This is a genomic window from Actinomycetospora sp. NBRC 106375 (genome assembly GCF_030269665.1).
Lineage (GTDB): Bacteria > Actinomycetota > Actinomycetes > Mycobacteriales > Pseudonocardiaceae > Actinomycetospora.
The window spans coordinates 25,138-36,842 of sequence record NZ_BSTS01000005.1; the positions used below are offsets into that span (position 1 = coordinate 25,138).

10 protein-coding genes are annotated in these 11,705 nt (G+C 72.5%); 4 read left to right on the top strand and 6 right to left on the bottom strand.

Annotated elements, in window-relative coordinates; translation table 11 throughout:
* The first annotated feature begins 39 nt into the window (after positions 1-39).
* Positions 40-1,917 (top strand): acyl-CoA dehydrogenase, encoded by a 1,878-nt coding sequence (locus QSK03_RS09720; RefSeq protein WP_285650986.1) that lies wholly within the window; start codon positions 40-42, stop codon positions 1,915-1,917.
* Between the two features lie 48 nt (positions 1,918-1,965).
* The gene (locus QSK03_RS09725; RefSeq protein WP_285650989.1) at positions 1,966-2,841 is read left to right on the top strand and encodes a DUF72 domain-containing protein; all 876 of its coding nucleotides are present in this window, start codon (positions 1,966-1,968) and stop codon (positions 2,839-2,841) included.
* Here the strand turns inward: QSK03_RS09725 and QSK03_RS09730 are convergent.
* The 5 genes from QSK03_RS09730 to QSK03_RS09750 form a co-directional block, all read right to left on the bottom strand.
* Positions 2,838-3,743, bottom strand: a complete 906-nt coding sequence (locus QSK03_RS09730; protein WP_285650991.1) for a DUF1206 domain-containing protein — start codon at positions 3,741-3,743, stop codon at positions 2,838-2,840. The genes QSK03_RS09725 and QSK03_RS09730 overlap by 4 nt on opposite strands.
* Complete coding sequence (locus QSK03_RS09735; protein WP_285650993.1) at positions 3,740-5,806, bottom strand: VanW family protein; 2,067 nt, start codon at positions 5,804-5,806, stop codon at positions 3,740-3,742. Before QSK03_RS09735 ends, QSK03_RS09730 begins: the two co-directional genes overlap by 4 nt.
* On the bottom strand, positions 5,803-6,138 hold the full coding sequence (locus tag QSK03_RS09740) for a GroES family chaperonin (RefSeq protein ID WP_285650996.1): 336 nt from the start codon (positions 6,136-6,138) through the stop codon (positions 5,803-5,805). The genes QSK03_RS09735 and QSK03_RS09740 overlap by 4 nt, the downstream gene beginning before the upstream one ends.
* A 233-nt stretch (positions 6,139-6,371) precedes the next feature.
* A complete protein-coding gene (locus tag QSK03_RS09745; RefSeq protein WP_285650998.1) occupies positions 6,372-7,562 on the bottom strand; it encodes an ATP-binding protein in 1,191 nt (396 codons plus the stop codon).
* A gap of 268 nt (positions 7,563-7,830) precedes the next feature.
* Positions 7,831-8,502: a TetR/AcrR family transcriptional regulator gene (locus tag QSK03_RS09750; protein WP_285651000.1), complete on the bottom strand. Its 672-nt coding sequence runs from the start codon at positions 8,500-8,502 to the stop codon at positions 7,831-7,833.
* 96 nt (positions 8,503-8,598) lie between these two features.
* On the opposite strand from QSK03_RS09750, the gene QSK03_RS09755 reads away from it, so the two are divergent.
* Positions 8,599-9,135, top strand: coding sequence for an SCP2 sterol-binding domain-containing protein (locus QSK03_RS09755; RefSeq protein ID WP_285651002.1), 537 nt, complete (start codon positions 8,599-8,601; stop codon positions 9,133-9,135).
* The gene (locus tag QSK03_RS09760) at positions 9,132-10,361 is read left to right on the top strand and encodes an acyl-CoA dehydrogenase family protein (RefSeq protein ID WP_285651005.1); all 1,230 of its coding nucleotides are present in this window, start codon (positions 9,132-9,134) and stop codon (positions 10,359-10,361) included. The genes QSK03_RS09755 and QSK03_RS09760 overlap by 4 nt, the downstream gene beginning before the upstream one ends.
* Positions 10,362-10,474: 113 nt before the next feature.
* Here the strand turns inward: QSK03_RS09760 and QSK03_RS09765 are convergent, their stop codons facing one another.
* Positions 10,475-11,704, bottom strand: coding sequence for a tyrosine-type recombinase/integrase (locus QSK03_RS09765; RefSeq protein ID WP_285651008.1), 1,230 nt, complete (start codon positions 11,702-11,704; stop codon positions 10,475-10,477).
* Position 11,705 lies beyond the last annotated feature (1 nt).

An 11,705-nucleotide genomic window follows, 5' to 3' on the forward strand; every position in this document is an offset into this window, starting at 1 on the left:
TCATCGGCCGCGCGCCGTGGGGAACAGGAGCGAGGCGGCATGGGCCACTACCGGGCGAACGTCCGCGACATCGAGTTCAACCTCTTCGAGGTCTTCCGCGTGCAGGACCGCTTCGGGTCCGGCCCCTTCGCGGACGCCGACGAGGAGACCGCGCGCGCCCTGCTGGGCGAGGTCGCGTCGATGGCGGAGGGGCCGCTGGCCGACTCCTACGTCTCCGGCGACCGCAACCCCGTGCGCTTCGACCCCGCGACGCACACCGCCCACCTCGACGAGGGCATCAAGAAGTCCTTCCGCGCGATGTGGGACGGCGAGTGGTGGCGCTTGTCGGCCGACAACGCGATCGGCGGCATGGGCGTGCCGCCCTCGGTGCAGTGGTCGGCCGGCGAGATGATCCTCGGTGCCAACGCCCCGGTGTTCATGTACATGGCGGGCCCGAACTTCGCCTCGGTGGTCTACCGCAACGGCACCCAGCAGCAGAAGCGCTGGGCGCAGCTGATGGTCGACCGCGCCTGGGGCGCGACGATGGTGCTGACCGAGCCCGACGCGGGCTCCGACGTCGGCGCCGGGCGCACCAAGGCCCGCGACAACGGCGACGGCACCTGGTCGATCGAGGGCGTCAAGCGCTTCATCACCTCGGGCGACGCCGACGACCTCAACGAGAACATCATGCACCTGGTGCTCGCCCGCCCCGAGGGCGCGAAGCCGGGCACCAAGGGCCTCTCGCTCTTCCTCGTCCCGAAGTTCCACTTCGACGACACCACCGGCGAGCCGGGCGAGCGCAACGGCGCCTTCGTCACGAACGTCGAGCACAAGATGGGCCTCAACGCCTCGGCCACCTGCGAGGTGACCTTCGGCGGCAACGGCACGCCCGCGATCGGCTGGCTGCTCGGCGACGTGCACGACGGCATCGCGCAGATGTTCCAGGTCATCGAGTACGCCCGGATGATGGTCGGCACCAAGGCCATCGGCACGCTCTCGACCGGCTACCTCAACGCGCTCGACTACGCCAAGGAGCGCATCCAGGGCGCCGACCTCACGCGGCAGACCGACAAGACGGCCCCGCGCGTCCCGATCACCAACCACCCCGACGTGCGCCGCAGCCTGATGACGCAGAAGGCGTACGCCGAGGGTCTGCGGGCGGTGTACGCGTTCACCTCGACCTACCAGGACCTCATCCGGTTCGGTGAGGCACCCGAGACCGGCCAAGGAGGGAATCTGGGCAGCGGCGCCGTCTCGGCCGACGAGATCGCGCTGGCGGAGAAGGTCAACGACCTGCTGCTGCCGATCGTCAAGGGCGTCGGGTCCGAGCGGGCCACCGAGCAGCTGATCCAGTCGCTGCAGACGCTGGGCGGCTCGGGGTACCTGCAGGACTACCCCATCGAGCAGTACATCCGCGACGCGAAGATCGACTCGCTCTACGAGGGCACCACGGCGATCCAGGCGCAGGACTTCTTCTTCCGCAAGATCGTCCGCGACAACGGCCAGGCGCTGATGCACGTCGCCGGCCAGGTCCAGGCGTTCCTCGACGCCGAGGGCGGCAACGGGCGGCTCAAGGAGGAGCGCGCGCTGCTCGCCACCGCGCTCGCCGACGTCCAGGCGATGCTCGGCGCGATGGTCGGGTACCTGACCTCGTCGCAGCAGGAGGTCACCAACCTCTACAAGGTCGGCCAGCACGCCGTGCGCTTCCTCATGAGCGTCGGCGACATGCTCATCGGCTGGCTGCTGCTCAAGCAGGCCGAGATCGCGGGCGCGGCGCTCGACGCCGGCACCGCCGGTCGGGACCAGCAGTTCTACGAGGGCAAGATCGCCGTCGCGCGGTTCTTCGCCCGCTCGGTGCTGCCGGAGCTCACCAGCCGCAAGGCGATCGTCGAGGCCGCCGAGAACTCGATCATGGAGCTGGACGTCGCGGCGTTCTGACGTCCCCTGTGAGTGGATTTCCCGGTCAGGACCGGGAAATCCGCTCACATGACGGTGCGCATCGGGACCTCGGGGTGGATCTACCCGCCGTGGCGCGGGGTGTTCTACCCCGAGGGTCTCGTGCAGCGCCGTGAGCTGACCTACCTCGCCGAACGCCTCGACACCGTCGAGATCAACGGCTCCTTCTACTCGCTGCAGCGGGCCTCGAGCTACCGCACGTGGGCCGAGCGCACCCCGGACGACTTCGTCTTCGCCGTCAAGGGCGGGCGCTTCGTCACGCACCTGAAGAAGCTGCGCGGTGTCGAGGAGGGCCTGGCCAACTTCTTCGCCTCCGGCCCGCTCGCGCTCGGCGCCAAGCTCGGCCCCGTGCTCTGGCAGCTCCCTCCGAACCTGGGGTACGACGCCGAGCGGATCGAGTGGTTCCTCCGCCTGCTCCCGCGCACCCCCGGCGAGGCCGCGGCGATGGCCGCCGGGCACAGCGACAAGGTCAAGGAGCCCTGCACCGAGCTCGATCCGGGGAGCGACGCCGACCGCCCGCTGCGCCACGCGATGGAGGTGCGGCACGCGAGCTACCGCGACCCGGCGTTCGTCGCCCAGCTGCGCCGCCACGGGGTCGCCCTCGTCGTCGCGGACACCGCCGGCACCTTCCCGCGCCTCGACGACGTCACCGCCGACCTCGTCTACGTCCGGCTGCACGGCGACACCGAGCTCTACGCCAGCGGCTACACGCCGGCCTCGCTGGACGCCTGGTCCGCGCGGCTGCGGGCGTGGGCGGCCGGGGAGGCGCCGACGTCGGAGGACACCGTCGCCCCGGACGACCCGCCGCCGGCCGCGCCCGAGGGGCGGGACGTCGTCGTCTACTTCGACAACGACATCAAGGTCCACGCGCCCTACGACGCGATGGCGCTGCGGGAACGCTGCTAGATCCGGCGGGCCCAGGCCTCGGCGCCGCAGTAGAGCCCGTAGGCCACGAAGCCGAGCGCGACCAGGACCAGCAGCCACGGGCCGAACGGCTGGCCGGCTAGGGTCTTGAGCGCGGCGTCGAGCCCGCCGGCCTGCCCCGGGTCGGAGCGCACGGCGGCCACGCCGAACAGCACCGCCATCACCGCGAACGCCACGGCGCGCAGCACGTGGCCGGCGATCCCCAGCCAGTGGACCGGTCCACGCAGGCGGTCCGGCAGGCGCGACCAGGCGAGGTCCTCGCCGAACGAGCCCCGGATGCCGGTCCACGCGGTCGACCCGGCGACGACCAGCACGACGAGGGCGACGACGCCGACGATCAGCCGGCCGCCCGGGAGCGCGAGCAGGCCGGCCGTCGTCTGCTGCGATCCGCTGCTGCTCGATCCGGACGACCCGGTGGCCAGGAGCTGCACGCCGATGAGGGCCAGGAACAGCACGCCGGCCGCGGTGGCCCCGGCCGCGATGCGCCGCTGGAGTCGGTCCCACCCGGAGGCCCAGCGGAAGCCGGTCGCGGCGGCGGCGATCTGCCAGATGCCGAAGGCCACCAGCCCGATCACGATCACGACGATGAGGGCGAACCCGAAGGGCTCCGCGGCCAGGGTGGACAGGGCGCCCTGCTGGTCGGCCTGCCCGCCGCCGCGGACCGCGATCTGCACCGCGATCGCGCCGATGAGCAGGTGGACCAGGCCGTAGCCGGCGAGCCCGACGCGACCGAGGACCTCGATCGCCCGGTGCGGCGCCTCGCCCTCGCCGTCCTGCCGTCCGACGCCGCTGAGCTGGGTGCGGGCGCCCTCGACCGCCTCGCCGAGGGCGTCACCCGGCGAGGAGGGGGATCGTGAGGGTTCCCGGGCGGCGGAGCTGCTCACGGACCGTTGCAGGTGACCGTGGGCTGGGGTTCGTAGCGCACGGTGCGTGGTTCCCGGCGGACCTCGCCGGTACGCACGTCACGCAGGACCCGCGTGTCGGTGATCGTGAAGCCCTCGGAGCCCTGCGACGGGCTGCACGTCGGGTTGCCGCCGAGGTCGCGCACCGAGGGCGGGGTGACGTTCGTGCGCGGCCCGGGCTCGGAGGTCACGTCGTACCGCTTGATGCCGTAGAGCTGCACCGTGATCGAGCTCGGGGTCCACTGGGTGCGGATGTAGATCGGGGTGGGCCCGTCGTTGGCCTGCCGCAGGTCGATGGAGCCCTCGAAGACCGTGGCCTCGCGCCCCGCCGGGTAGCGGCTGATCCAGTAGCTGTGCTCCTTGTGCTCCACGTTGCGGAGCCCGGCGAAGTAGCTCGCGTTGTAGAGCGTCGTCGCGAACTGCGACGTGCCGCCGGCCATGCCGCGACCGGGCGCGCCGTCGTCGATGATCCCCGCGTCGACGAAGCCGTTGGCGGCGTTCCGGGGTCCGGTGAACCCGTTGAGGCTGAACGTCGTGTTCGGGGCGATCACGGCGCCGTTGACGATCTCGGCGACCCGCCGGATGTTCTGCCCCGAGTCGGGCTTGAACCCGCGGGTGGTGAACTCCCCCAGCAGCTCGGCAGGCCCGAGGGCCTGCAGCGACTCGGTGGTCACCCGCGGCTGGGTGGTCGTGTAGACCGCGTTGAGCGCGCGCCCGCTCTGGGCCGGGGGCTGCGCGGGCTCCACCCCGGGCGCCGCGGGCGGCGGGGTGAACACCGGGGGCGCGGGCTGGTCGGCGGGCCGGCCCAGCGCCTCGACCATGCCGGAGAACGTCCGCGGCCAGTCGACCGCGCGGCCGACGACGGCGGGGACGACGTTCGCCTGCGTGCCCGCGAACGCCAGGGTCGCGTCCCGCGGTTCGGTCTCGGTGGTGGCGAGCTGGGGCTGGACCGCGGCGATCGCCGCCGGCTCGTCGATCGTGGCGGTCAGGCCGCCCCGCCCGTCGGGGACGAAGCGCAGGAACGTCGTGATCGCGCGCGTGGTGACCGTCGCGTTCTTCGCGTCGCCGACGACCGTGATCGGGCCGGCCACGGCGGGGCGGGCGACCCGGTCGATGGCGGTCTGGATCCCCTCGGGCGTGACGCTGACCGGTGTCGCCGTGATCGGCAGGCCGACCGGCGCGGGGTCGAGCCAGTGGTCGACGACGGTCTGGCCGGCGGCGTTCCCGTCGACCACCTGGCCCGGCACCGCGGGCACGGCGACCGGTTCGACACCGTCGAAGCGGATGTTGCCCTCGGTGGTGGGGCGGTCGAGCTGCGGGCGGGCGGCGTCGAGTGCCTGACCGAGGGCGAAGCCGTTCACCCGCGTCACGGGGGCGACGTCCCGGGTGGCGAAGAGCGAGGTCAGGCGCGTCCACGGGTTGAAGGGCTGCTCGCCGGCCCGGGCGATCGTGCCTTCGACGTCCAGCTCGAGCCCGGCGGTGGCCGGGTCCAGGGTCGCCGTGCTCTCGCCGGCCTGCAGCGTCACCGGTCCGGCGGTGCGGCCGGCCAGCTGGCCGCGCAGCGCCGCCTCCGCCTCCGGCTGGCTCATGCCCCCGATCTCGACCCCCGCGACGGTCACGCCGCGCGGGACGTCGGTGGAGGAGAGCAGGAGGTCGCCGACGTAGAGGACGGCGAGCAGGCCGACGACGGCCGCGCCGATCAGCAGCGGGCGACGGCGACCTCCCGACGGCTCGGCCTCGTGGGCGCCGTGCCCGGGGTGCTCCGGGTGATCGGAGCCGTCGGATCCCCAGGACGACGGACCGAAGCCGGAGGCGCCGAACGTCCGGGGATCCCGCTCGGCGACCGGGGGCAGCTGGGCGGTGCGGTCCGGGTCGGTGACCTCGGCGTCGGGATCCGGCGTGACCCCGGGTGCGATCTCCGTCGCGGGCTCTCCGGCCATGGCCCGGGTGGGCTCGTCGAGCGTCCCGTACCCGGTCGGGTCGTCACCGGCGTGGCCGGCGTCGACGGTCGTGTCCTCGGGCGTGCGTCCCCCGGGTGAGCTCACAGGTACAACCCCGTCCCGCTCGAACTTCTCGTCGACTCGGACGTCGCGCTCGCGACCGCGTGCAGGTCACGCTCGCGCAGCACGACGAAGGTGCGGCCGGACACGTCGACCTCGAAGTGGTCGTCCTGGCCGTAGAGCACCCGGTCCCCGACCGCGACGCTGCGGACGTGCTGGCCGGTGCCGAAGACCTCGCCCCACACGAGCCGCTTGGCGGGCTGGGCGGTCGCGGGGATCACGATGCCCCCACTGCTGCGCCGCTCGCCCTCGCCCTGCGTGGGGGCGACCATCACACGGTCGTGGAGCATCTGGATCTCCAGCCTGGGATCCGACACGCCGGGATCGTACGGGGCGCGCGGTTTCGTCCGGTGCGCAGGGCGCCCGGGCGTTCACGGGGGGCTCACGCGGCCGCACCGGGACCGGAGCAGGAGAACGGCCCCGGAACGTGGAACGCCCCGTGGCCCTGCCAGGTCGGGGGTCCGGCAGCGCCACGGGGCTCGCCGGATGTGTCGACCTCCGGGGGGCCCGCGTTACCCGCCCTCCCGGAGTTCACTCGTTCGGCCCAGCGCTAGTCGCGGCCCAGGAGGAAACGGCCGAAGTGCGGGACGGTGAACGCGATCCAGCCGCGCTCGGCGGAGAACACGAGACCCTTGCGCAGCAGGCTGTCCCGCGCCGGCGACAGCGACGAGGGCTTGCGCCCGAGGTGCTGGGCGAGCTTCGAGGTCGGGACCGGGTCGTCGCGGCCCTCGGCGATCTCCGCCATGCCCTGCAGGTACTCGCGCTCGGCCGGGGTCGCGCGCTCGTAGCGCGAGCCGAAGAAGCCCACCGCCAGCTCGGCGCCCGCCTCGGGTGCGGCCATGCGGACGTCGTCGGCGTCGATCGGGCTCTGCACCGCGGCGTCCCAGGCGGCCTTGCCGTAGGCCTGCACGAAGTACGGGTAGCCCCCGGAGACCTCGTAGAGCGCGTCGAGGGCGGCCTCGGTGAGCTCGGTGTCCTCGCGCTTGGCGGGCACGGTGAGGGCGAGGTCGGCGTCGGTGCGGTCCAGCTGGCCGATCATGACGTAGCGGAAGAGCCGCTCGGAGTACGACTTCGAGGCGCTGAGCACCGCCGGCAGGTGCGGCAGCCCCGCGCCCACGACGACCAGCGGCGCGCCGGACTGCGAGAGCTCGTGGCACGCCGCGCAGAGGGCGGACACGTCGTCGATCCCGAGGTCCTGCATCTCGTCGATGAGCAGGGCGATGCCCACCCCGACGTCGGCGGCCAGCTCCGCGCACACCCCGAACAGCTCGACGAGGTCGATCTCGATGTCGCCGGAGTCCGCCCGACCGTTCTTCACCGGGACGTCGATGCCGGGCTGCCAGCGGTCCTTGATCTTCGCGTCGGACGGTGTCGCCTTGAGCGCGAACGCCTTGAGCACGCCCAGGGTGTCCTCGACACGGTCCGGGGCGCGGTGGTGCACGGCGAGGTCGCGGATCGCCCGGTGCAGGGCCGCCGAGAGCGGGCGCCGCAGGTCGGCGTCGGGGCGGGCCTCGATCTTCCCGGCGCCCCACCCCGCACGGACGGCCATCGAGCGCAGCTCGCCGAGCAGGACCGTCTTGCCCACCCCGCGCAGGCCGGTGAGCACGAGGCTGCGCTCGGGGCGGCCGCGGGCCACACGCTCGAGCACGACGTCGAACGCGTCGACCTCGCGGTCCCGGCCGGCCATCTCGGGCGGGCGCTGTCCCGCGCCGGGCGCGTACGGGTTGCGCACCGGATCCATGGATCGGAGCGTATGGGCCTCTCTAGCGTCCGCCCGATACCTCGCGAGAATCCGCGATCGGCGTGTCGCGCTCGGCGCGGGGGCCCGCCGGGAGGAGCGAGGGACGCCCTGGCTGCGTGGCGGGCAGCGAGGGACGCCTTCGCGCCGCGGGGCCGGGCGGGCCTCGGAGGAGCGAGGGACGCCCTGGCTGCGTGGCGGGCAGCGAGGGACGCCCTCGCTCCCACCGACCCACCCCACCCGCGCCGCGTCTCGCGCGGTATCGCCCCGTCTAGCGTTCTCCCGAGACACCGGCAGAGGACGCGATCGTCCCGCCAGCGAGCCCCGTGCGCCCCGTGAGCCCGTCGAGCCCTGGACCGACGACGGTGACGAGCATGTCGGCGAGGACGTCGGCGGGATCCCCGTCGCCGACGTCCGGGTCACCGGTCAGCCACCAGTCCGCGAGCCCTTCGGCCGCACCGACGAGCGTGTGGGCGTAGGGCTGCGCGACGGCGCGGGGCACGCCGAGGCCGCCGGCCATGAGGTCGGCCGCCTGGTCGACGATCTGGCGGCGCAGGGCGTCGACCTCGCCGGCGAAGGGCCCCGTGGAGGCCTGGCGCCACAGCACGGTCCAGCCGGCCTGGCGGGTGGTCAGGGCGTGGAAGAACGCGCGCAGGGCGCGGCGCAGGCGCTCGAGGGGCTCGTCGTCGGCGGCGCCGGCCGCGCTCTCGACCGAGCGCAGCAGGCGCTCGGCCTCGCGGTGCAGGCACGCGGCGAAGAGCTCCTCCTTGCTGCCGCCGTGCGCGTAGACCAGCGGCTTGCTGACCCCGGCCCGCGCCGCCACGGCGTCCATCGACGCGCCGTGGAAGCCCTCCTCGGAGAACACCGCGACCGCGGCGTCGAGGACCTGCTGCCGGCGCACCTCGGGCGCGAGACGCCGGCGCGGGTGAGTCTCCGAGGTCACTCTTGCCCCGTATCTACCGGCGCGTAAAGTAGCCGCTGTTGCCGGGACCGCCAGTACCGGACACATCCGCCACCTCGCCGACGCCGGAGTGAGACCGTGCCCGAGAAGATCGACGTCAACGAGCTGGGTCGCAGCGTCGACCCGAAGTCGTTGTCCGACGAGCAGCTCGTCGACGCCCTGCGCGACGGCCTGGCCTCCGACGGGGGCAAGGACATCGATCCCTCCCTGTTCGCGCGACTGGTCAAGAGCACCGGCAAGGGCCAGCTCGAGGCCGTCATGGCGTCCGACGTCCGCCGGCCCGTGCTCGACGCCATCTTCGGGCGAATGGCCGAGTTCTACTCCTCGAAGGGGTCGAGCGCGAAGCGCCAGGTCGTGCACTGGCACGTCACCGGCAACTCTTCGTCCGGCACCGACGACTTCCAGACGGCCATGCAGCACGGTACGTGCGAGGTGTCCGAGGAGCTCTCCGAGGAGCCCCGCACCGAGCTGTCGATGGACGGCGTGCAGTTCCTCAAGGTCGTCACGAACAACGCGTCGCCGGTCACGCTGTTCATGACCCGCAAGCTGAAGGTCTCCGGCGACGTCGGGTTCGCGACGGCGCTGCAGAAGATGTTCACGATCCCCTCGGCGTGACAGGAGTCCCCGCGATGACCTTCTCCATGGAGCTCTCCGAGGAGCACACCGACCTCCGCGACTGGGCCCACGGGTTCGCCGCCGACGTCATCCGCCCGGCCGCCGCCGAGTGGGACGAGCGCGAGGAGACCCCGTGGCCCGTCCTCCAGGAGGCCGCGAAGATCGAGCTGTACAACTTCGAGACCCTGGCCAGCTTCTGGGGCGACGAGACCGGCCTGAGCCTGCCGCTGGTCAACGAGGAGCTCTTCTGGGGCGACGGCGGCATCGGCATGGCGATCTTCGGGACGACCCTCGCCGTGGCCGGCATCTTCTCCTCGGGCACGCCCGAGCAGATGGTCGAGTGGATCCCGCAGTGCTACGGCGACGCCGGCGACGTCAAGGTCGCGGCGTTCTGCTCCTCGGAGCCCGAGTCGGGGTCGGACGTCTCGGCGATGCGCACCCGCGCGGTCTACGACGAGGCCAAGGACGAGTGGACGCTCACCGGCCAGAAGGCGTGGGCGACCAACGGCGGCATCGCGAACATCCACGTCGTGCAGGCGGTCGTCGACTCGTCGCTGGGCTCCCGCGGGCAGGCGGCGTTCGTCGTCCCGCCGGACACGCCGGGCCTGGAGACGGCCAAGAAGATCAAGAAGATGGGCCTGCGCGCGTCGCACACCGCCGACGTCTTCCTCGACGACGTCACGGTCCCCGGCTCGTGCCTGCTCGGCGGCAAGGAGAAGCTCGACGAGCGCCTCGCCCGGGCCCGTGAGGGCGTGAAGTCCAAGGGCTCGGCGGCCATGCAGACCTTCGAGCTCTCCCGTCCGACGGTCGGCTCGCAGGCGATCGGCATCGCCCGCGCGGCCTACGAGTACGCCCTCGAGTACGCCAAGGGCCGCGAGACCTTCGGGCGCCCGATCATCGACAACCAGTCGATCGCGTTCACGCTCGCCGACATGAAGACCGAGATCGACGCCGCCCGCATGCTCGTCTGGCGCGCGGCGTGGATGGGTCGCAACGGCGTCGCGTTCGAGGCCGGTGAGGGCTCGATGTCCAAGCTCAAGGCCGGCCGCGTCGCCGTCTGGGCCACCGAGCGGGCGATCCAGATCCTCGGCGGTGCGGGCTACTCGCGCGAGCACCCGGTAGAGCGGATGCACCGCGACTCGAAGATCTACGACATCTTCGAGGGCACCGAACAGATCCAGCAGCTCGTCATCGCCCGCGCCATCAGCGGACGGCACATCGCCTGAGGCTCCCCAGCGGCATCGGCGCTGGTCACGAAGGCTGTTCTCGTGATCAGCGTCGTTGTGCATCCACGCCCGGCGGGGCCCACGACGCCCGGTCCTCGTTGGCGTCTTCATGATCAGGCCGTCCTCAGGCCGTCGGAGGTGTCGGCGCCGGCCCCGAGCACCGCGTCCACGGCCTGGCGGGCGCGAGCGTGGCTCGACGGCACGAGGTGGGTGTAGGTCCGCAGGGTGAAGCCGGGGTCGGCGTGGCCGAGGTACTCGGCGACCTCCTTGATCGAGACGCCGCCGGCCAGGAGCGTCGAGGCGTAGAAGTGCCGCAGGGCGTGCATGCCGTCGGTCCGCGGTGCGTAGGCGAGCCCGGCGGCCCGGAAGGCCCCGCGCCACATCACCTTGTTGAAGTGATCGCCCGAGTGCGGCTCGCCGCGCTCGTTCGACAGCAGCAGCTCGATCTCGACGGTGCGCCCTCCGGGCTCCAGCCACGGCAGCCGGACCCGCGCCGACGGGAACGACCGACGATGCGTCGCCACGGCGGCGCGGACCTCGTCGGGCAGCGGGACGGTGCGCGACTTGCCGCCCTTGGGCGGGGCGAAGACGAGCTGACCGCGGATGATCCGAAGTTGCCGAACGACGTGCACGACAGCCTCAGTGGTGTCGAGGTCGCCGGCTGACAGCCCGAGCACTTCGCCTTGACGCAAGCCGAGCCCGGCCCCGACGTCGGCCGCCACACGCCACCGCTCCGCCAGTCCTTCCTGCACCGCTCGAACTCGTTCCACAGGCCACGGAACGACGCGGTGACTCGACCGTCGCGGCTTCTTGATGCTTCGTGCCTGACAGGGATTGTCACGAATGAGCTTGTCCTCGACCGCGGCGTTCATGATCGAAGAGAGCGTGTCGAAGAGGACCGCCCGATACGTCCCGTCGAGCCGCCGGTCCTCCAGCCAGGCGAGCCAGTCACGCACGCGAGCCGGCGCGATGGCGTCGACCGGGCGCCGGTCGAAGAAGGGGTAGAGCTGGCTGCGGAGCCTGCTCTCGATCGATTGACGTGAGGACGCGTCGCTGGACTGCCCCTTGACCCAGCTCTCGGCGTACTCGCGGAACGGCACCTTGCCGGCGTCGGGATCGAGGTAGGTCCCCGCGCGAACGCCGGACTCCATCTCCCCGAGGAAGTCCTCCGCAGCCTTCTTGCGTCGGTCGGGGAACGACTTGGATCGCTCCCGGCCCTCGGGGTCGACGTAGCGGACCTTGTAGCGCAGCCCCGTGCCGTGGAGGTCGGTGCGTTCTCGCTGGGGCTTGCCGGTGAGCTCGTCCCGCACGGTGCGGAACCAACGGTCTTGGACGTGGCCCATG

Coding starts and splice junctions, on each gene's coding strand:
- QSK03_RS09720 (WP_285650986.1), top strand. CDS start 40: ATGGGCCACTACCGGGCGAACGTCCGCGACATCGAGTTCAACCTCTTC.
- QSK03_RS09725 (WP_285650989.1), top strand. CDS start 1,966: ATGACGGTGCGCATCGGGACCTCGGGGTGGATCTACCCGCCGTGGCGC.
- QSK03_RS09745 (WP_285650998.1), bottom strand. CDS start 7,562: ATGGATCCGGTGCGCAACCCGTACGCGCCCGGCGCGGGACAGCGCCCG.
- QSK03_RS09765 (WP_285651008.1), bottom strand. CDS start 11,704: ATGGGCCACGTCCAAGACCGTTGGTTCCGCACCGTGCGGGACGAGCTC.